This is a genomic window from Streptomyces sp. NPDC006326, from assembly GCF_040612915.1.
In the GTDB taxonomy this organism is placed as follows: domain Bacteria; phylum Actinomycetota; class Actinomycetes; order Streptomycetales; family Streptomycetaceae; genus Streptomyces.
This window is the reverse complement of record NZ_JBEXRC010000003.1, coordinates 81902-101416: the sequence shown is the minus strand read 5'-3', so window position 1 is coordinate 101416 and position 19515 is coordinate 81902. Positions and strand designations below refer to the sequence as shown.

25 protein-coding genes are annotated in these 19515 nt (G+C 71.9%); 15 read left to right on the top strand and 10 right to left on the bottom strand.

Features of this window, described 5'->3' with window-relative positions:
* Nucleotides 1-45: 45 nt before the first annotated feature.
* The 10 genes from ABZ128_RS03645 to ABZ128_RS03600 form a co-directional block, all read right to left on the bottom strand.
* Nucleotides 46-471, bottom strand: a complete 426-nt coding sequence (locus ABZ128_RS03645) for a hypothetical protein (RefSeq protein WP_356845829.1) — start codon at nucleotides 469-471, stop codon at nucleotides 46-48.
* Nucleotides 472-915: a hypothetical protein gene (locus ABZ128_RS03640; RefSeq protein WP_356845828.1), complete on the bottom strand. Its 444-nt coding sequence runs from the start codon at nucleotides 913-915 to the stop codon at nucleotides 472-474. It abuts the gene before it with no gap.
* Complete coding sequence (locus ABZ128_RS03635) at nucleotides 912-1364, bottom strand: hypothetical protein (RefSeq protein WP_356845827.1); 453 nt, start codon at nucleotides 1362-1364, stop codon at nucleotides 912-914. Before ABZ128_RS03635 ends, ABZ128_RS03640 begins: the two co-directional genes overlap by 4 nt.
* Nucleotides 1365-1402: 38 nt before the next feature.
* Nucleotides 1403-1591, bottom strand: coding sequence for an SH3 domain-containing protein (locus ABZ128_RS03630; RefSeq protein WP_356845826.1), 189 nt, complete (start codon nucleotides 1589-1591; stop codon nucleotides 1403-1405).
* 279 nt (nucleotides 1592-1870) lie between these two features.
* Entirely contained in the window at nucleotides 1871-2578 is a 708-nt protein-coding gene (locus ABZ128_RS03625) for a hypothetical protein (RefSeq protein ID WP_356845825.1), read from the bottom strand.
* Between the two features lie 49 nt (nucleotides 2579-2627).
* Nucleotides 2628-3302: a hypothetical protein gene (locus tag ABZ128_RS03620; RefSeq protein WP_356845824.1), complete on the bottom strand. Its 675-nt coding sequence runs from the start codon at nucleotides 3300-3302 to the stop codon at nucleotides 2628-2630.
* The gene (locus ABZ128_RS03615; RefSeq protein WP_356845823.1) at nucleotides 3299-3931 is read right to left on the bottom strand and encodes a DUF3631 domain-containing protein; all 633 of its coding nucleotides are present in this window, start codon (nucleotides 3929-3931) and stop codon (nucleotides 3299-3301) included. The genes ABZ128_RS03620 and ABZ128_RS03615 overlap by 4 nt, the downstream gene beginning before the upstream one ends.
* The gene (locus ABZ128_RS03610) at nucleotides 3928-4428 is read right to left on the bottom strand and encodes a hypothetical protein (protein ID WP_356845822.1); all 501 of its coding nucleotides are present in this window, start codon (nucleotides 4426-4428) and stop codon (nucleotides 3928-3930) included. Before ABZ128_RS03610 ends, ABZ128_RS03615 begins: the two co-directional genes overlap by 4 nt.
* The gene (locus ABZ128_RS03605; protein ID WP_356845976.1) at nucleotides 4425-5054 is read right to left on the bottom strand and encodes a DUF4913 domain-containing protein; all 630 of its coding nucleotides are present in this window, start codon (nucleotides 5052-5054) and stop codon (nucleotides 4425-4427) included. Before ABZ128_RS03605 ends, ABZ128_RS03610 begins: the two co-directional genes overlap by 4 nt.
* Nucleotides 5055-5222: 168 nt before the next feature.
* The gene (locus ABZ128_RS03600; protein WP_356845821.1) at nucleotides 5223-5978 is read right to left on the bottom strand and encodes a site-specific DNA-methyltransferase; all 756 of its coding nucleotides are present in this window, start codon (nucleotides 5976-5978) and stop codon (nucleotides 5223-5225) included.
* A gap of 833 nt (nucleotides 5979-6811) precedes the next feature.
* On the opposite strand from ABZ128_RS03600, the gene ABZ128_RS03595 reads away from it, so the two are divergent.
* From ABZ128_RS03595 to ABZ128_RS03525, 15 genes are all read left to right on the top strand, one after another.
* On the top strand, nucleotides 6812-7924 hold the full coding sequence (locus ABZ128_RS03595) for a C40 family peptidase (RefSeq protein ID WP_356845820.1): 1113 nt from the start codon (nucleotides 6812-6814) through the stop codon (nucleotides 7922-7924).
* Nucleotides 7925-8069: 145 nt separating this feature from the next.
* Nucleotides 8070-8399, top strand: coding sequence for a DUF6112 family protein (locus ABZ128_RS03590; protein WP_356845975.1), 330 nt, complete (start codon nucleotides 8070-8072; stop codon nucleotides 8397-8399).
* Nucleotides 8399-9079 carry a hypothetical protein gene (locus ABZ128_RS03585; protein ID WP_356845819.1) on the top strand — a complete coding sequence of 227 codons (681 nt, stop codon included), beginning with the start codon at nucleotides 8399-8401 and terminating at the stop codon, nucleotides 9077-9079. Before ABZ128_RS03590 ends, ABZ128_RS03585 begins: the two co-directional genes overlap by 1 nt.
* Before the next feature lie 30 nt (nucleotides 9080-9109).
* Entirely contained in the window at nucleotides 9110-10432 is a 1323-nt protein-coding gene (locus ABZ128_RS03580) for an ATP-binding protein (RefSeq protein ID WP_356845818.1), read from the top strand.
* 80 nt (nucleotides 10433-10512) lie between these two features.
* The gene (locus ABZ128_RS03575) at nucleotides 10513-11973 is read left to right on the top strand and encodes an SCO6880 family protein (protein WP_356845817.1); all 1461 of its coding nucleotides are present in this window, start codon (nucleotides 10513-10515) and stop codon (nucleotides 11971-11973) included.
* A 44-nt stretch (nucleotides 11974-12017) separates the two neighbouring features.
* The gene (locus ABZ128_RS03570) at nucleotides 12018-12479 is read left to right on the top strand and encodes a DUF6238 family protein (protein WP_356845816.1); all 462 of its coding nucleotides are present in this window, start codon (nucleotides 12018-12020) and stop codon (nucleotides 12477-12479) included.
* 31 nt (nucleotides 12480-12510) lie between these two features.
* The gene (locus ABZ128_RS03565; RefSeq protein WP_356845815.1) at nucleotides 12511-14001 is read left to right on the top strand and encodes an ATP-binding protein; all 1491 of its coding nucleotides are present in this window, start codon (nucleotides 12511-12513) and stop codon (nucleotides 13999-14001) included.
* 32 nt (nucleotides 14002-14033) lie between these two features.
* Nucleotides 14034-14204, top strand: coding sequence for a hypothetical protein (locus ABZ128_RS03560; RefSeq protein WP_356845814.1), 171 nt, complete (start codon nucleotides 14034-14036; stop codon nucleotides 14202-14204).
* A gap of 362 nt (nucleotides 14205-14566) precedes the next feature.
* On the top strand, nucleotides 14567-14806 hold the full coding sequence (locus ABZ128_RS03555) for a hypothetical protein (RefSeq protein ID WP_356845813.1): 240 nt from the start codon (nucleotides 14567-14569) through the stop codon (nucleotides 14804-14806).
* 11 nt (nucleotides 14807-14817) lie between these two features.
* Nucleotides 14818-15582, top strand: a complete 765-nt coding sequence (locus ABZ128_RS03550; RefSeq protein WP_356845812.1) for a glycosyltransferase — start codon at nucleotides 14818-14820, stop codon at nucleotides 15580-15582.
* A gap of 2 nt (nucleotides 15583-15584) precedes the next feature.
* Nucleotides 15585-16721 carry a hypothetical protein gene (locus ABZ128_RS03545; RefSeq protein ID WP_356845811.1) on the top strand — a complete coding sequence of 379 codons (1137 nt, stop codon included), beginning with the start codon at nucleotides 15585-15587 and terminating at the stop codon, nucleotides 16719-16721.
* Nucleotides 16722-16749: 28 nt separating this feature from the next.
* On the top strand, nucleotides 16750-17187 hold the full coding sequence (locus ABZ128_RS03540) for a hypothetical protein (RefSeq protein ID WP_356845810.1): 438 nt from the start codon (nucleotides 16750-16752) through the stop codon (nucleotides 17185-17187).
* A gap of 37 nt (nucleotides 17188-17224) precedes the next feature.
* Entirely contained in the window at nucleotides 17225-18325 is a 1101-nt protein-coding gene (locus ABZ128_RS03535) for a hypothetical protein (protein WP_356845809.1), read from the top strand.
* Nucleotides 18326-18477: 152 nt separating this feature from the next.
* Nucleotides 18478-18975 (top strand): hypothetical protein, encoded by a 498-nt coding sequence (locus tag ABZ128_RS03530; protein ID WP_356845808.1) that lies wholly within the window; start codon nucleotides 18478-18480, stop codon nucleotides 18973-18975.
* A 105-nt stretch (nucleotides 18976-19080) separates the two neighbouring features.
* Nucleotides 19081-19497, top strand: coding sequence for a hypothetical protein (locus ABZ128_RS03525; RefSeq protein WP_356845807.1), 417 nt, complete (start codon nucleotides 19081-19083; stop codon nucleotides 19495-19497).
* The last annotated feature ends 18 nt before the right edge of the window (nucleotides 19498-19515 follow it).

Here is a 19515-nt window from a genome sequence, read left to right as displayed (position 1 = left end):
GGGAACTCCAGACGGACGGGGATGGTCGAGAAGTAGAAAAGGGGGTCAGCGCGAGCGGGCGGGCTCGGTGGGCGCGGCCGGAGGCGGGCCCGGTGCGACGGCCAGGGCCTGGGGCGCAGCGGATGCCGGGGAGGTGACGTCGGGGACGCGGACCAGGCTGTTCAGCACGTCGCCGAGGACCTGGGCGTGGGAGTCGCGGACGGTGACGGCGTGGGCCAGGCGGCGGGTGGCGTCGGCGATGTGGCTGACGTCCACGGATTCGATCGCGCGGTCGGGGTGAGTCAGCCGGTGGAGCTGCTCGGCGTGGAAGGTGACGGCGCGGTCGGCGTACTGCAGGGCATCGAAGCTGTTGAGCAGGGCGTGACGCATGCTGCCGGGCACGGCGTCCACGGCGAGGTCGGCAACGGGGCGGCCGTAGAGGGCTCCGATCCGCTCGCCCGCAGCTCGCGAGGCAGCGTACGGATCGGGCACTCAGCCTCCCCGGACCGCCGCTCCGCCTCCAGCCCCGGCAGGGACCGGCGGGAGACTGCTGCTCAGGGCTGCCGGCCGGACCGGGACCGGTGCGGCGGGCAGGCGGACTGCTGGCGGCGGCATCGCGGCGAGCAGCTTGTCCAGTGCGGTCCGGTAGCTGCTGCGCGCTGCCAGCGCGGCCTCCAGCCACTCGGCGTCGAACCGCAGCGCATCGGAACTCAGCAAGTCCAGCTCCGCGTCGGGGGCCATCGCCGCGTGGACGCGGTCACGGACCCGCACGACCTGCGCCTCGGCCAGGGCGAGGAAGACGCGCAGCTCCAGGGCCCGGACCAGGGCCGGCGAGGCTCCGGGACGCACCGCGCGCTCGTGGAGCTCGTCCAGCAGCCCGCCGAACACGCCCTCCAGACGGGCGTCCTGGGTACTGGGCCTGCGTCCGTCGCTCATCGCGCACCGCCCCGGACCCGCGCGGGCTGGGCCGGAACTGGGGTGGGCAGCGTGGTCGTCACCCGGGGCCCGAAGCGCTGCTCGATGCGGGCCATTTCAGCAGGGGCCTGCAGGAGGAACCGGAGCGTGATGGCCCGGCCGTCGCGGGCGGCGACAGCGTGGTTCACCTGGTGGGCCAGCTCCATCACCGGGTCGTCCAGCTGATCCCCGACTGCTGTCTCCAGCGCCGCAACCAGCGCGTCCTCGGCAACCTCTACCGCCTGCTGGGCCTCGGAGAGTAGCCCGTACCAGTGGATCGCCTGGGTAGCACCGGGATGAGCCTGGGGGGCGGCGTGGACGGCCTGGGCGAGCTCGCTCAGGCCGAGGCCGAACTGAGCCTCGATCCGCGCGGCGAACAGGCCGAGCACGTCGCCGTCGAAGACGTCGGGGATGTCGGGGATGTCGGACACGAAACAGGGCTCCTGGAAGAAGGGAAGATACGGGCGGGTCAGTTCGGGCGAAGGCCGTCGTCACGGCGGAGGTCACCGTCGTCGACCCAGCCGGTGATGCCCGAGGCGGTGGTGACGTGCAGCCAGGCGCCGTCGGTGACCGAGGCCGTGAACGGCTCTTCGCGCCGCAGCACACCCACGGCCGTGGAGTCGCCGTCGGCACGGGCATGGACAGCGACAGCAAGCACCGGCTCGGCCCGCCGAGCCGTGCGCGGCGCGACGTGATGGCGTACCGCGGGGGCGGCGGAACGGGATGGGGCGCCGCCTACGACAGTGGCGGCGATAGACGCGGGTGTGTAGCACACAGGGGATGGCTCCAGACCAGGCAGAACAACAGGAAGTGGCCGCCCTCAGTGGGGCGGTGGTGTTGCAAAGGGTCCGGAGAATCCCCGGTTTCCGAAACCGGGGATCGGCGGCTATATTGCGCGCCGCCGGTCCGCCGAAAGCAGCTTGGTCGAAGGCCGTGTTCAGCGTCCTGGAGGCCGTCGGGACACCGGCGGGACGGGTGTCGCCGGGGCGGTTGGGGCCGGGCTGCGGCGTGCGGTCGGAGCCGGCGGCGGTAGCGCCGGGGCCTCCTCGTCCGACCATGCCTCCCACCACTGGACCGCGGCGGCGTACGTCTCGAAGCCGCCTTCTCGCAGGGTGTGGGTGTTGGAGTCCCAGTCGAACTGCTCCAGCAGGATGCGAAATTCCGGCACCGCCTGGTGGTCAAGGGAGCGCAGCATCACGACCGTCTCGACGGGGTCGCGCATGTCGGCGGTGTAGCTGGCCAGCAGGGCGAAGTGGTCACCGTCGCCGCGGACGCGTGCCTCCAGGGCCCGGGTGCGGTCGTCTGCGGGGTCGTGCACACCCTCCGGTGGGTTGAGCGCGTCGGAGGGACAGCCGCGGGCTATCAGGTACGACTGGGCCATCGCGTATAGCGGGAGTTCCTTGGAGTCGACCTCGAAGGTTCGGGCGCTCAGGTCACGGGAGACGTGAACTGCCCGGAGTTGAGGGCTTCCCGGAATGCCCCAGGTGGCTCCCTCCTCCAGGAGCACGAAGTAGCTGTCGGTGTCCGTGCGGTGCTCGCCGAGCACTCTCAAGGAAGAGATCCCGAGGTGGTGGCGGTGCTGCTCGTGCCCGTCGTCAGCGGGCTCGAGGCCGTCGAGTTCGTAGTCGGGTTCGTGAAGGGACACGTGGGGTGCTTTCTGCAGGCGGGGGCGGAGGCACCCCCCGCGCTTGCGGTCAGTGGCGACGGGCTGATGTCGGCCAGGCTCCGGCAGGGCGGGCGGGCATGGGGTGGCCCATGGCGGGTGAGCGGCGGGCGGCGAGCAGCGCGGTCCGGCCGGTATCGGTCAGGGTGACCGGCTGGCCGACGGTCAGGGCCCGGGACGCGTCCCGGGTGACGAGCCCCTGGGCTTCCAGACGCTGGAACGCTTGCACCTCGACGACGCGGCCCTGAGCGGTGCGGACGTAGACCCGGTGGGTGAGGAGGTGTTCGCGCATCGTGCCGCCGCCGGCAAGCGAGAGGAGCGCGGCAAGGTCGCTAGGCGTCAGCTCCTCGTCGGCATGAGCGGGGGCCGGGCTGGCGGCCTTGGCCTCCTCCAAGGCCACAGCGGCATCCTGCTGCAGCCGGTCCCGGGCGGCCGTTGCCTGGGCCAGGTCGTGCACGGTCCGGCGCAGGCGGTCCAGGAGCGCGGGATCGACGGGGTAGCTGCCTGAGGACAGGCGCTGCAGTGCGTTGCGGTGGTAGGCGACCGCGTCCTCGGCGGTCACCAGGTCCCGATGTGCGGCAGCGAGTGCGGCTCGCTCTGGCGGAAGTAGCCCGCGAAGGTGGTCGTCGTACAGGACGTTCAGGTCGCCAACGACGTGCTCGATGGCGGCGTCCAGGGCGGTTGCCGGGGATTCGCGGGCGATCACGACGGTCGGCAGTTGCAGTGGGCCGGAATGGCGGCCAGGAGGGCCGAGCGGCGGTAGGACTTGCGGCGCCGGCCGTCGCCGTGGGTGATGTCGCGGCTGGCCACTTCATACGGGCGCAGCAGGGTGGCCAGGCGGGTCTGGGTGAGTTCCGCGTACGGCCAGCGGCCCTCGGCGATACCGGGCAGGGTGCGCAGCTGAGCGACGAGGTCGGCGGAGGACAGTGCGTCCGGGCTGCCGTGGAAGGCGAAGGCGTCCAGGCACGCGGCCAGGATGCACGGGGCGGCGAAGGTGGAGACAGCGTTCTCGGCGGGGCGGCCCAGGACGGTCGGCGCCTGCTCGGCGCACGGCGGGCAGCAAATGTCGGCGCCCAGGAGGAGCGCGACCTGCTGGCCAGCCTTGGCTCGCTCGACGAGCAGGCTGCTCAGGTCGTCGAGTTCCCGGTCCGAGGCGTCGTCGGTGGTGGGCAGCGGCCGACTGGCCCAGGCGCTCAGTTCCGCGTCCAGCTCCAGCCGGTGTGCGTGAGCATCCAGCAGGGCCTGGTGGCGAGGGTGCGGGGCCGGGCGGGGCTCCAGGACGGTCGCCATCAGAGCCTGGAGCAGGGAGGCGGACTGGGCGGTGAGGTTGGTCATCGCGAAGGACCCTTCGAGGAAGTCGTGGTGATGCGGGCGGGCGCGGGGAGTCCGGGGACCGGAAACGCTGCGGCCGGAGGCGCCGGCGTGAGCGCAGGGCGCGGCCGGACCTGCGGTGAGAGGGAGCGAGCTGCGTGCGCGCGGGGCCCGGCTGCGGGGCGGGGGCGGCCGACGCGGGCTCGGACGGTGTCGTAGATGTCGTGCTTGGCGCGGGGGCGTACGGCGACGACGTGGATGTCCGTGGGGTGGCTGGACCCGGGCGGGGCCGGGCGGTGGGCGTAGACGATGCGCCACTCGACGCGGGAGCCGAGGTAGAGCTTGCGGTACCCGGACAACTCCCCGGTCAGCTTGCCGCCCCGCACCTCGGCGCGGACCACATCTTGGATGAGGGCGAGCCCCAGGTCCCGCATGTCGCCCGGGGCGGCCAGCAAGTCGTTCAGCGCCTCGGGGTGGAAGGACAGCCCGTACGCCGGCGCAGGCTGCGGTGGGTGTGTCACGTGGCGGCCCCGACCGGTGAGGATCCGGCGTCAGCCTGCGGGGCTTCTGTATCGCGGGCGGCGGACTTCGCGGACGGGCCCGGGCCGCGCAGCAGGCGGTGCTCGGGACGCTCCGGGTCGGTCTGGCAGGCGCTCAGGGGGCCGCCGGGGGCGCGGACGTAGGCCAGGCAGTGGGTGAGGTAGTCCCGGTGCCACACGGCCATGCCGCTGAGGCCGGCCTCGGGGTCCTTGTGCTGCTGGTAGGCCAGCCACAGCGCGTGCAGCCACGCAACGACATCCAGGTGCTCCTGCCACTGGTCGCACCACGGTGCGGCGGTGGTGACCTCGGCGCCGTAGACGTCCATGAGATGGTCGTCCACCCAGTCGGTGAGCGCGGCCAGTTCGTCCTCGAACTCCTCGCCCTCCAGCTCGAGGATCGGCTTGGGGTCCGGCGGCGGGGCGGGGGCGGCGTACGAGGGCATGCCAGGGAATCCCGCGAAGGGCATGCTCGCGGCCATCGGGTCGGCCGGCGGGGCGGAGGCCAGTGTGTCGATCAGGCGAGCCTGCTCGGCCGACTGGTCCAGCAGCTTGCGCACCGAAGCCTCGATCGATTCGAGGTCGCCTTCCGGCAGACGGACCGGCTCCATTTCCCCGCCATGACGGGGCTCAGCAGATTCGGACACGAAAGGGGTTCTCCTTGCAGCCGGGGCCGTGGATTCAGTGGCTCCGATGGTCCGGAGAATCCCCGGTTTCGGAAACCGGGGATCTGCCGCTATATTCCGCCCCGCCGCAATCCGGCCGCTGATGCGGTCCGGTCAGGAGGTCAGGTCGAAATCGTCCTGGGAATGCACCTGCTGGAGCGTCTCGGTGAGCCGGTCGGAGGCGACGGCCGCGTACTGGCTGGTCTTCTCGATGCCGATGAAGCTCCGGCCCTCCAGCAGGGCCGCAACCCCGGTGCTGCCCGATCCGGCACAGAAGTCGAGCACGGTGCCGCCCGGCGGGGCGATCTTCACGAGCTGCCGCATCACCTCGACGGGCTTCTGCGTGATGTGCCGGCGTGCCTTGCCCGAGGGCTGCGAGGCGCTGAACATCCCCGGCAGGTAGACCGGGTTCGCGGAGGCGTCGATCTTGCCCTTCGCTCCCCAGACGATGAACTCGCAGTCCTGGCGGAACTTGCCCTTCTGGGGCCTGGCCTGCGGCTTGTGCCAGGCCATCACGCCCAGCCACAGCCACCCGGCGGCCTGGAGCGCGTCCGTGGTCGCCGGCAGCTGGCGCCAGTCGGTGAACAGCAGCGCCGTCCCGCCGGTCTTCGTGGCCCGGTGGGCCTCGGTCATGATCTGCGTCAGCCAGAGCGTGTAGCTCCTCTGATCCATGTTCTCGCCGGTGAAGTCCGGCAGGGCGTGCTGGGCGTCCGCGGAGACGTACTTCTGGCGGGCGGAGCGGCTCGTGCGCTCTTGCGCCGTCCGGCCGCCGCTGTTGTACGGCGGGTCGGTGATGACCGAGTCAGCGCAGCCGTCGGGCAGTGTCGCGAGCACGGTCAGCGCGTCGCCCTGGTGGAGGGAAAACGACAAAAGGGGACCCCAATTCGATGAGGGATGCGGGTGGAAGGGCTCCGGACCGCGCAGAGGCACACGGCGGTACAAGCCGGTGGCGCGCGGGGAGGCCCAAACTGTAGGTCACAATCCCCGGTTGGGAAGCATCGCGGGCCCAGAAGCCCGGAATCTCGCGGATTTCGGCGGCGATTTCGGTGACCGGGGATTCGGGCTTACTGTCGTCTCACTGCCCGGCGGACACCGCCGATGGCGAACCCCTTCCCCCTTTTTCCCTTTCCCGCAGGAGGCCCCTGTGTTCCGTCCGTGACCCCGCATGCGGCCATCGCCGCCGCCCCGTCGCTCCCCGCCCGCCGCAGACCCTGACACGGAGACCGCCCATGTACCGCCCCTGCTGACCTCGCCCGCATCCCCCGCAACTCCGCAGGACCTGGAGGTCCCCCTGATGTTCCGTCCGTAACGCCTCGCTGCTCTGGTGCGCGAGGCAACGCTCACCCGGCACACCCGATCCCCCGGCTTCCCGCCCCGGCACCCGCTCCAGGAGTTCGCTGATGTTCCGCCCGTAAGACGCCCCCACATCCCCCTTCTTCACCGGACCGCCGCTGCGCGCCGATCCCCGCACCTTCCTGGAGGCACGCCCATGTTCCGCCCGTAACTCCCCTCGTCCCGCCGGGTGTGTGAGGCAACACGCACCCGGGCCGGGGCCCTCCGCCCGCCTCCACCGCTCCGGCCGCACGGCCCTTCCCCTCTCACACCGTGCGGCCGGGGCCGACCCCCGAGGACCTCACCATGACCCGTTCCTCCCCATCCCCGAGCGCCATCCCCGCGGCCCGCCGACCGGAGGCCGCCCGGGAGTGAAAGGCATCGCCGCCGTGATCGGCGCGCTCTGCCTCTCCCCCTTCCTGCTGGCCGGCACCGCTGTGCTCGCCGCAGCCGCGAGCGACTCCCCGGGCCAGGGCACCTCCTGCTTCACCAAGTCGGTCGACACCGAGGCCGTACGGCGCCAAGTCGCCTCTGTTCTCGGCGGATCTGGTCCCGAGAAGGTCCACGTCGATGGCCTTGACCTGCCGGACGAGCAGATACCCCACGCCCGCACCATCGTTGCCACCGGCATCACGCTCGAAGTACCCGAGCGCGGCCAGGTCGTGGCCCTGGCCACCGCCATTCAGGAAAGCCGGCTGCGCAACCTCAACTACGGCGACCGCGATTCGCTGGGCTTGTTCCAGCAGCGGCCCAGCGCGGGGTGGGGCACTGCCGCCCAGGTCCGCGATCCCGTCTACGCCAGCACGAAGTTCTACCAGGGCCTGCTGAAGGTCCCCGGCTGGCAGCAGATGACGATCACGCAGGCCGCGCAGGCCGTCCAGCTGAGCGGCTTTCCCGACGCGTACGCCCAGTGGGAGCCTCTCGCCCGCGCTCTGCAGCAGGCCATCGCCCCGACGCTGAAGGGTGCCCGGCCGCCCGCCGACGGCCAGACCCCGGGCCTCCCGGCGACGGACCCGTGCACTCCGGGCGAGGACGGCGGCGGCTCCGGACCGATCCCCGAAGGGGCCGTGCCCAAGGGGTACTCGATCCCCGCCGACGCCGATCCCCGCGCCAAGACGGCCATCACCTGGGCCATGTCCCAGCTCGGCACCCTCTACCAGTGGGGCGGCTCCTGCACAGCGCCCCACGGCCCGGACCCCATGGGCCGGTGCGACTGCAGCTCGCTGACCCAGCAGGCGTACAAGAAGGCCGGGATCACCCTGACCCGGACCACGTACACCCAGGTCAACGAAGGCAACGCGGTCCCGATGAACCAACTTCGCCCCGGCGACCTGCTGTTCAGCCGCGGCACCCCCGCCGTCCCCGAGCACGTCGGCATCTACGCCGGCCACGGCTACGTCATCGAGGCCCCGCGCACCGGAAAGCCGGTCCGCTTCGCCACCGTTGCGGATTTCGCCGCCCACAGCGCACGCCGCCTCCCGTGACACCGGTCCGCCCGGCCGGCCTTTAAGGCACCGGGCGGACCGGACCACCTTCGCGCCGCAGAGCGCCCCTTCTCCCTCCCCCTTTCTTCTTCCTGTTCCCCGGCAGGGCCCGCCCGTGTCCTGCGCATGCAAGGAGCGCACCACCATCTCCCCCGCCACCCTCACCCCACCCCTGTCCGAACGCTTCACCCTGCTCGCCTACGATCCGGGGGTCTCGCCCAAGGGCGGCGGCCTGCCCGGCCTCGAAGTCCTGCGCACCGTCGTCAACTCGATCAACCTCTTCGGCATCGTCGCGGTGGTCGGCGCGCTCGCCGTCAGCCTCGGCGTGTGGGCCTGGGGCCACCACTCCGGCGGCCACCAGGCCGAAGCCAACGGCAAGAAGGGCGCAGTCGTCAGCGCCGGCGCCGCCCTCGGCCTGGGCGCGGCCAACGGAATCGTCGCGTTCTTCAGTGCCCTCGGCCAGCAGGTCCACTGATGAGGAAACGTTCCCTCGATGCTCTCGGTATCGGCTGGCAGCCGCCCCGGCGCGTCGTGATCGCAGCCGGCGTCCTGGCCGCACTCCTCGCGCTGGCCGGCGCCGCTGCCTGGTGGACAGGCCGCGGCCAGAGCGCCGACGCGTCCGCCCCGCGCACCGGGTCCTCCGCATCACCGGCAAGCACCTCCGCCCCCGTGCCGAAAACGCCTCCGGGCGGTTCCAAGGTCGCAGGCCCTCCGCCGATCGCCGACCCGCTGGCCTTTGCTCGGGCGAGCGCGGTGATGCTGTGGACCTTCGACGCCCGCAACACCAGCCGTGACGACCAGCTCGCCGGCATGCACACCTGGATGACCGGCGAAACCGCGTACGCGGACTGGGACTCCGTCCAGGCCCAGATCCCCGATCCGCTCCTGTGGTCCCGGCTGAAGGACAACGCCCAGCACGCCAGCGCCACCACCTCCGAGGCGCACTTCCCCTCGGCGTTCAAGCAGGCCCTGGCCGAAAACCCGCAGGCGATCACCGAGGCGTACATCTACGCCGTCACCGTCCGCGGCAAGACGCAGCTCGCCTGGAACGGCGGCGGAGGCGGCGCCGAGGATCGCCAGATCACCCTCGCCGTCCAGTGCCGCCCCGGCAAGGACTGCCGCCTGGTCGCCGTGGCCCCGCGCGTCGCCCCGTAGCCGTTCCCCTCTCCCCGAAAGGACGCCCGCGTGGGCTTCTGTGACCTGCCCGTCGCCGGCAACCTCTGCAAGGTCGGCGACGTGATCAACTTCGCCTCCGACCCAGTCGGTGCCATCGGGGACTGGATGGCGAAGAGCGCCGGCGACCTCGCTGCCGCCGCGGCCGACCTCGCCGCAAAGGCCATCAACCGGACCACCGACATCGACCTCGGTGCCGGCTGGTTCCGCGACAACTACGAGACGATCCTGCCCATCGGCCTGCTCTTGCTGGTCGCCACGTTCTGCGCTCAGCTCGTACGGGCGGCCATCAAACGCGACGGCCAGGCCCTGACCCAGGCCGTCACCGGCACCGCCTCCGGCGTGCTGTTCGCGTTCTGCGCCATCGCCTTCACCACGGTCGCCCTCGAAGTCGTCGACGCGCTATCCGACGGGCTCTTCAAGGCATCGGGGACAGACATGTCCACGGCCGTCAGGCGCGTCGTCAAGATCTCCCAGATCGGCGCCATCTCGGGCATGGGCTGGCTCGTCGCCGTCGTCGCCGCCTGCGCGAGCGCGATCGGGATGTTCCTTTTCTGGGGCGTGATGATGGTCCGCAAGGTCGGCATCCTCATCCTGGTGACCCTCGCAGTTTTCGCGGGGGCCGGCGGCGGCTGGGAAGTCGCCCGCCGCTGGCGGCGCGGATGGATCGAAGCCACCGCCACACTCGTCGTGTCGAAGCTGCTGATGACGATCATCTTCGTGCTCGGCATCGCGGCCATGAGCAAGACAGAAGCCAAGGACGGCGTCTCCGCCCTCGCGGACATGGCGGCGGGCATGGTGATCATGCTCCTGGTACTGCTGTGCCCGTACATGGTGTTCAAGTTCGCCCATTGGGCGAGCGAAGGCACGGACGGCGAGTCGATTCACCGAGCCGGTGGCGCGGGCGCCCAGATGGCCCGCCAGCACGCCGAGAACGCCGGACGCAAGGCCGCTTCCGCAGCAGCCACCGCAGGCACTGGCGGCGCAGCGGCCGGTGCCGGGGCCGCAGGCGGCGCCCAGGCAGCAGGCGGCGGAGGCTTCCCCGGCGACATCGCTGCCAATCCCACCGGCGGAATGAGCATGGACAAGGGCGACTCCGGCGGCGAGAGCTCCGGCGGCGGCTTCCGTGACCTCATGGAGCAGTCCGGCACCCCGCAGACCCAGAACAGCACGGGTCAGGGCGGCGGCCAGGACGGCGGTGCGCCGAGCTGGGGCGGCGGGGGCGGACAGCAGGGCGAGTGGAGCAGCAGTGCCCCCTCCGATCCGATGCCCCCGGCCCACGGCACCCCGTCCGCCGGCGAGAGCGCACAGTCCGGCTCACCGACCGGCCTGTAACCCACCAGCCCCGCCCGGGGCAGGGCCCGCCCTCTTCACCGCGCGCCCTGCCCCGGCCCGACCCGACCCGGACCCGAACCTTGTCTTCCGAAGTTCTCCCTCTCACCGTCAAGTTCCCCCACCGGTCCCGGCGCGGCATCCTGCTGGGCCTGAGCCTCCCCCAGCTCGCTCTCGTTTCCTCGGCCCTCGCGCTCCTGCTGGTCACCGTGGTGACCTCCGGCCTGATGGGCGCCGTCGTCCTCGCCCCCCTGTGGATCACCACCGCTGTCCTGGTCGGAGTGCGACGGGAGGGCCGGTCCCTGATCGACTGGGCGCCGCTCGTCGCCCGCTACGCCCAGCGTCGCCGGAGCGGGCAGACGGTGTGGCGGTCCCGGCCGGTCTCCCGGCCCCGGGTCGAAGGGCTGCTCCACCTGCCCGGGACGACCGCGTCGCTGCGGGTGGCCACGTCCGCCTCCGGCGCCGCCGCCGTCCACGATCCCCACCGGCAGACCCTGACCGCCGTCGCCAAGGTCAGCTCCCGCGCCTTCGCCCTGCTCGATCCTGCCACCCAGAACAGCAACGTCTCCGCTTGGGGCCGGGCGCTGGCGGGTATCGCCCGGACCGGGCACGTCGCCACCGTCCAGGTCCTGGAACGCACGGTGCCGGACTCCGGAGACAGCCTCACCCGGCACTGGGCCGAGCACGGCAACCCCCAGGCCCCCGTCGCGGGCCAGATCTACTCCGCGCTCGTCGAATCCGCAGGCCCGGCCGCTGCCCCACACGAGAGTTACCTCGCCATCGCCCTGGACCTCAAGGCCGCCAAGCGTCTGGTCAGCCAGGCTGGCGGCGGACTCGACGGTGCCTTCACCGTCATGGCGCAGACCACCGCCTCCGTCGCCCAGGCCGCTCGCACCGCCGGGCTCACCGTCACCGGCTGGCTGGGGCCGCGGGAGATCGCGGCCGTGCTGCGCACCGCCTACGACCCCGCCTCCACCGCCCGCCTCCAACAGTGGTCCTCCACCGGCCGCGCCGAAGCCGACCCGGCCGCCGCGGGCCCCGTCGCCCAGGTCGAGGAGACCGACCGGGTGATCACCGACTCCGCCCGGCACACCACCTACTGGATCGAGAACTGGCCCCGCACCGAGACCCACGCCGGATTCCTGCACAACATCATGTTCAGCACCGGCGTGCGGCGCACCTTCTCCCTCATCTACGCCCCCCAGGGGATCGACTCCGCGCTGCGCGATGTCCAGCGCCGCAAAGCGGCGATCATCGCGGACGCCTCCGAGCGCCGCCGCCGCGGCCAGGTGGAGTCAGAGGCGGACAACGTCGAGTACGCGGACGTCAAGACGCGCGAGAAGCAGCTGATCTCCGGGCACGCAGACGTCGCCCTGACCGGCCTGCTCACCGTCTCCGCCGACACCGACGCCCACCTGGACGCCGCCTGCGCGCAGATCGAAACGGCTGCCGCCGGCGCCCAGGTCGACCTGCGGCGCCTGATCTACCAGCAGACGGACGCCTTCACCGCCGGCGCTCTCCCACTTGCCCGCAACACCCTCTAACCCGTCCGCCCGCCATCCTGGCGTCCATCCCCCGCGAGAAGCCCTTGTCACCTGACGACCGCCGCGACGCCCTCCCCACGAGCGACGCCTACCCGTACCTGCGGGCGGCCACCGCCGGCCTGCGCCACCACACGCGCGCCCTCACCGCACAGACTCCCAACGGCGAGAGCGGCCCACCCGCCGACCGACCCCACCTCGACAGCCTGCACGCCCACCTCACCACCCTGCACCGCCTGCTGGACCAGCTCGCTGAACGCACCCGGCCCGAGCGCCCGGCCTCCGGGCGGCACCTGGCCACCGCCCACGCCCGCCTCTGGCAGGCAGCCGACTCCGTCCACGCGGCGTTCCACCTGTTGCCCGCTCCGGCCCCCGGAGGCAGCGACTGCCACCCCGAGCGGCTCCCGGAAGGGCCGCCCGTGCTGACCATCTGCCAGCGCCACCTGGCTGCCTCCCACGCCGTACGGCGCAAGACCACGGCCGCCGACCTCGCCGCCCCGGCGTCCTGAACACCCCCGCCCCGGAAACGAGCGAGCACCGTTGTCCCACCGCCGCGCCAGCGCGACCCCCCTGTTCACCCCGAAAAACATCGACCGCGCCCAGCGCCGGGCCCTTCGCAAGCAGACAGCCCGCGCCGAAGCCCGAGCCCGCACCGCCGCCGGCACCGCCGCGGACCAGCACCCCACCGAGGCCGCCTATCCCGACGCCGTCTACCCGCCCGCCGGACGCCCCGGCCCCGCCTCCGCCCGCGGCAGCCGCCTCAAGCTGCCCGCCCACCGCATGACCACCGCAGTGGCCAGCGCCGCCTACCCCTTCCTCGCCGAAGGCGGGCTCGGCGCCGACGGCATCTACATCGGCCGCGACCTGCACGCCGAAGGGTCGTTCACCTTCGATCCGTTCAGCCTCTACGGGAAAGTCGAGGGTTTCACCAACCCCAACCTGCTGCTCGCGGGGGTAATCGGGCAGGGCAAGAGCGCCCTGGCCAAGAGCCTGGCCCTGCGATCCGTCGCATTCGGCTACAGGGTGTACGTGCCGTGCGACCCGAAGGGTGAATGGAGCGCGGTGGCCGCCGCCTTGGGCGGCACGTCCATTGCGCTGGGGCCGGGTCTGCCCGGCAGGCTGAACCCGCTGGACGCGGCACCCCGCCCTGTAGCGGTGCCGGAGGCCGAGTGGGGGGGCGAGGTCCGCAAACGCCGTCTGCTGCTCCTCGGCTCCCTGGCCCGCACGGTCCTGGGCCGGGACCTGCTGCCCATGGAGCACACCGTCCTCGACGTCGCGCTCGGCGCCGCTGCCGCCCGAGCGGCAGCCAGTGGCCGGCCCCCGCTGCTGGGCGACATCGCCCACGCCCTGGCCGACGGGCCCCGCCTCGACCTCGCCGGCGGCCTGCTGGCCGGGCGGCTCGGGGAGGCCGCCCGCGACCTCGCCCACGCTATGCGCCGTCTGGTCTTCGGAGACCTGGCCGGGATGTTCGACGCACCCTCCACCAACGCGTTCAACCCGTACAGCCCGATGCTGTCCATCGACCTCTCCCGCCTCGGCGGCAGCGACGACACCGCCCTGGTCCTGGCCATGACGTGCGCCTCGGCGTGGATGGAAGCCGCGCTCACCGACCCGTACGGCGGCCGACGGTGGGTGATCTATGACGAGGCATGGAGGCTGATGAGGCACCCCGCCCTCCTGATGCGCATGCAGGCCCAGTGGAAGCTCTCCCGCGGCCTGGGCATCGCCAACGCCATGGTCATCCACCGGCTGTCAGACCTGCTGACCGCTGGAGACGCCGGCAGCCAAAGCCGTGCACTGGCCGAGGGGTTGCTCGCCGACTGCAGCACCCGCGTGATCTACCGCCAGGAGACCGACCAGCTGCACGCCGCCGCCGGACTCCTCGGACTGACCAGCGTCGAAACCGCAGCCCTGTCCCACCTCAGCCGTGGCCGCGGACTGTGGAAAGTAGCGGGCCGAAGTTTCGTGGTTCAGCACCAGCTGCACCCCGCCGAGCTGCGGCTTTTCGACACCGACGCCCGCATGCACTGAAGGCAGAAACGTTCAAGCGACCCGGGAAGCCCGTGCCCTCAGCACGCGCCGACCTGTCCCTGTTCGCCTCCGCGCTCGCCGCCCGTCTCCCTGGGCAGAGGACGAGCGCCTACCGCCAGCACCGCACCTACCCGGACCAGTTCGCCGCCATCGACCGCCTCTGGGGCCGCAGTCACGTCGACTACATCGTCAGCGCCCGCTGACACCCCTCAAGAAGGAACCCGCCATCAGCACCCGCAGCTTCATCGCCCGCCCCACCGGTACCGGCTACGAGGGCATCTACTGCCATTACGACGGCTACCCCGACCACCAGCTCCCTCTGCTGCTCGCCGCCGCCCGCTACCGCTTTGGCGGTGACCTCGACGCCCTGCGCCGGCACCTCATCGATGGACCCCACGACTGGAAGCAGCTCGGCACCGACCTCCTGGACAGGGCCCCCGACACCGTCCGGGCGCGGCTCGACCCCCACGGCGACCTCGGCCCGAGCGCACCTTTCGACAACGTCTTCAACGTCGACGGCACCCCCGCGGAGCCGATCCCGGTCACCGACGCCAACGCTGACGCCATGGGCCTGGAATGGGGCTACGTCCTGCACGACCACGGCATCGAGGTCATCGCCCTGACCTGGTACGGCAACGGCCCCATCGTCCCCTGGGACACCGACCCCCTCTCCCGGATCTCCGGAACCCCCTCACTGTGGGACTCGTGCCGGCCCGCGCCCATTCAGGCTCCTGCCACCCCACCGAAGATCACCAAGCCGGTCGCCCCGGCACCCGTACCCGCCCGAGCTCGGGCCATCCGCTGAACGCCCCGCCCATGGACCGCACTCCGGAGAAGTCCCTGTCCGCTCCACAGATCACCGTCGTCATCGCCACCCAGCTGCGCCCCGAGCGCTTGCCCTACCTGCGGGAAATGCACGCCAGCCTCACCCGGCAGACCGTGCCCTGGGAGGCCGTCCTCGTCCTCGACGGCGCCGACCCCGCCCTCGTACCCGCCTCGATCACCGCCGACCCGCGGATCCGGACCCTCGCGCTGCCCCGACCGGTCGGCGCCGCCTGCGCCCGTAACCTCGGCCTGAACGAGGTGCGCACCGAGTTCGTGAACTGGGCCGACGACGATGACGTCTTCCCGGACTGGAGCCTGGGCGTACGCCTGGAGACGTTCACCGACGAGCTGGGGTGGGTCGCCGGGTACAGCGAGGACTGGCTGCCGGACGGCTCCACCCGTCTGTGGGAATGCCCGGCCCCTCCCGGCTACCACGCCGCCGGCGACGTGGTGACCTATTGGCCCCGGCCGCAGGACACCATCCCCGTCGGGCCGACGACCATCCTGGCCCGCACCCGCCTGGTCCGCGCGGCCGGCGGCATGGGCGGCCTCGTCCAGGGCGAGGACTACATGGCGGCCGTCGGCGTCACCGCACTGGCCCCCGGCGTGCTGCTGCCATTGCCCGTCTACCGGTACCGCAAGCACGACGGTCAGATGACGCGCGGCGAGCAGTACGAGGAGCTGGAGCTGGCTGCCCGTCGCCATGCCCACGCGTTCGGACACGGCCTGCGCAACGCCCTCACCAGCGGGGCTTGAGCATGGACGACCGCACGACGCCCCGTTCCAGGGGCCTGGCGCAGATCATCCTGGCCGTCAGCCCGGCCGACGGTGTGGTGGCCGTCCCCGTGGGTGAGCAGTACCGGTGGGCCGATACCGCCCTGCGGCTGACGCCCGGATTCGAGCGGCGCCTCGACGGCACGTACGCCCTGCACAACGTAGACACCGCCAAGCCCAACCTGCTTGCCCTCGCAGAGAATGCGCGCCGACACCGCGTGCACCTCTTCGGTGGCCCCCGCCCGTACCTCGGCGACTACGCCACCGCGCTGGCGGGCGGCCTGCCGGGGGTATGGACGGTGAAGGTCGAGGTCTACTCCCACCCGGTGTGGCAGGGAGACCTCGTCCCCCTCCTATGGGACGCGGGCGAACTCATCGACTCCGTGGAGCACGCCCGCATCCCCTACGCCGCCCAGCTCACCAACGGCGCCGGCACCGAACTCCTCCTGGTCGAACGGCCCGGCAGCGCGCACGAATATCTGCTCGGCGCCTTCGCCAGCGCTACCTTCGACGACAACTACGCCGACCCGCACGCCCCCAGCTCGGTCGTGCTGCCGTCCGACGCGGCCCGCGCCGCCAGCCTGGTCACCGGCACGTTCCTGCCCTCCTACGAGCAGGCCGTCCACGAACGGCTGCTGGCCGCCGTCGAAGCAGCGCACGGCAGGCTCGAGGAACTCCTCGCGGCGTGGACGACCGTCCAGCAGTCCGGCCGCTACAGCGACGGCACACTCCTGGACCCGGCCACGCTCGGACACACGGAGCAGCAGTTCCTCGAAGAGAGCTCCGTGGAGTGGCGCCGACTGCTCCCCCACGCCGCCGAGCTCATCTCCCGTATGCGCCCCTTGGCGGGCGCCAAGGACGCCGCCTCCCTGGACAGGCTCCACCAGCTCCTTTACCCGGACGCGGCGCTCTCCACGTGGCCGACGGCGCCGTCCTCGCCTGCCACCCTGCCGCCAGGCACGGCCGAGACCCTCCGCCGGTGGCGAACCGACGCACCGGCCCTGCTACTGCGAGCACGCGCGGCCCGACCCGTCCGGCCGGCGTCCACGGTCCGGCCTGCACTTCCAGCTGGTGGCAAAGCCGCGCCCTCCCTCCCCGGGCCAGCGCCCCGCGGCCGATGACCTTCCCCGAACCACCAGGACACTCCCCATGCAACCGCACTTCCACTTCGGCCTGCACCCCGAGCACGGGGTGGTCGCCCGCGCCACCTCGGCCATCACCCTCCACCTCGCCGAGTGGTACCTCCGGCACGAGCAGTTCGAGCCCGTCCCCGGCCGACCTGACCTGTACCGGCTCACCCAGCCCAACCAGGACCTGCGGCGCCGGGCCCGGCAGACCGTCCACGATCTCCGCCGACACGGCTTCACCGTGCACGCGGACCTCTCCCTCGACCCGGCCGTCACCGCAGCTCCTCTCCGCCCGGCCCAGGCCAACCGCCTGACCGAGCGGCGCGCTCGCATCGCCCAAGCAGCCTCCGCCCGGTCACCGCAACACCGCACAGGCGCCGGCCCCCAGGTCACCACCCCGGCCATCCCCGCCGCCATCTCGCCATCTTCCCCCTCCTCGGCCGTCGCACGGACACGGTGACCATGACCGACACCCCGATCCGCATCAGCCGCTACCCGTGCCCGCCGCCGTTCGCCACCGTGCCGCCGGTACCAACCCGTACCCCGCTGACCTCTCCACGGAGGCACCACTGACTTCCGCCACTACAACGATCACGCTGCAGCTCAGCCCGGAGGATGGAATCGTTGCCCTCCCCGCCGGCCCCGGCTCCGACTGGGCCCGGGCCGCCCTCGACCTGGCCCGCTTCGAGGAGAGCCACGAAGGCATCCACGTCCTGCCCCTGACTGACCCCACGACGGCACAGACGGCGATCGACACCCTTTTCGGAAACACCAGCCGATTCGGGATCTCCGTGAACATCAGCCGTCAGCCTTTCATCGGCGACACCGCCAGCCGCATCGCGCGGGCCCTGGCCGGGACGTGGGAGATCGAGCTCGGCAACCTCCAGCTGCCTGCGTCCGACGCTCGGAACCGTTTGCACCGAGCATGGTCTGATGCCGACGGCCCACTGCCGGCGACCACACGCAGCTACAGCAGGCAAATGCCGGCCGCGGCGTTCCTCACCCATGAAGACGGTCGCGTACTCGTGGTGACAGAACGCCCATGGGACCACCAGGTCCTCGTCGGCGCCATCGCGCCGCACACCGACTTCCTCGCCCTGGATGTCCGCCAGCCCATCAGCATCGCCGCCAGCACAGTCCCGGCGGCCGTGGACAAGGTCAGCCGGACCCTGCTGCCTTCCTACGACCGGGCCCTGGTCCAGGCCCACCTACAGATGTTCGACGCCACGTTGACCCGGGTCCACGCTGCACGCCACGGCGCAGAACACCCCGAGATGCTGCCTCTGGCGATCTCATTGCGGGCACACGCGCCCTACCTGATCCGCCACCTACATGCCTCCGGGCCCTGGCCCTCATCCGCGCAGTCAGCCGCAGCCCTCGACCGCGCCAGCCAAGCGCTGACCGCCGATCCGCCTGCCGACGACCGTTCCACGGCGGAAATGCTGGACCGGTGGCTCGACCACGGCAGCCGCGTGACCGAGATGGTCCGCTCCCTCGATCCGCACATCGCGGTCCACACCCCGCACCGCACCACCGCCCCGCCGGGTCTGCCTCCCCGGCCGCCGGGCACCTCTACGGGCTCAAGCCCAGCCCGATGACCCTCCCGGGCACCTCGCCCACGGCACCGGCCCGACTTCCACCCCGGGCCGCTGTCCGACCCACACCCCCGTCACCTGCCGGGCGTCCGCCCACGCTGCCGGGCTTGCGGCACCCCGGCCGATCCCGCTTCCCCTGATGCAAGGAGTTCTTCATGGCCGTCCCCACGTCTTTCGAGATCGTCCACAGCTGTGGACACAGCAACACCGTTGACCTGTCCAGCCGTTCGGCCGACCAGCGCGCCGGATACGCCCGCTGGCTCGCCGCCCGGCAGTGCACCGACTGCTGGCGCTCCGAGCACCAGGCGGATGCCGCCAGCACGGCCGAGTGGCTGGCCTCCAAGCGCGCAGACGAACAGACCGCCGCTGCGGACTGGGCAACCCGGTTCGACATGCCTCCCCTCGAAGGCCCCGAAAAGATCCTCGGCTGGGGCGAGCGCACCCGCCACCAGCTGGTGACCCGCGCGTACACCGCGCTGGTCACCGAAGGCACCTGGGACGAAGCCGACTGGGCCCAGCTGGAAGAGCAGGTACGGCTGCTGACGAGGGCAGGGTGGTGGGTCGACCAGCGCGAGGCCGACGGTGCCGATCTGCCCGAGCTGCTGGATGCCGCCGACGACCGTGACCGGCCCACGGAGAACCCGTTCCGGTAGGCCCGCGGCGCGCAATATAGCGGCGAAGTCCCGGTTTCGGAAACCGGGGATTCTCCGGACCCTTTGTCGTCCACCGCCGCCCAGCGCTTTCGTGGAGGACCCTCCGTGCCCGAGACCCGCCCCGTGTACCTGCCGCCCGACCCGCTCACCCCGAAGCGGGACATCACCCACCAGCACTTCCGCCCAGGCGAACACGTCGTAATCCTCAAGGGCGCCGCCGGCGGAGAGCTGTGGGGCGACGCAATGAAGGTCGTGGTCTCCTCCTGGCACACCCCCACCGACGAGGACGGGTGGCGGCTGCTCGACCCCAACGGCGGCGACCGCTCCTACGTCACCGCCCACCCCCGCTACCTGGTGCACCTGTCCAGGCGGTGCCCGGAGTGCCTGATGCACCAGAAGGCGCTGCGGGAGTACCTGGTCAAGCGCCTCGGGGAGGGCGAGGAGGCCGTGGACTGCCGCTGGTACTCCCTGAATGCCCTCAACCAGCTCGTCCACGTCGCCGACGCTCGCCCCGGTCGGTGACCACGACCGTCCCGCCGC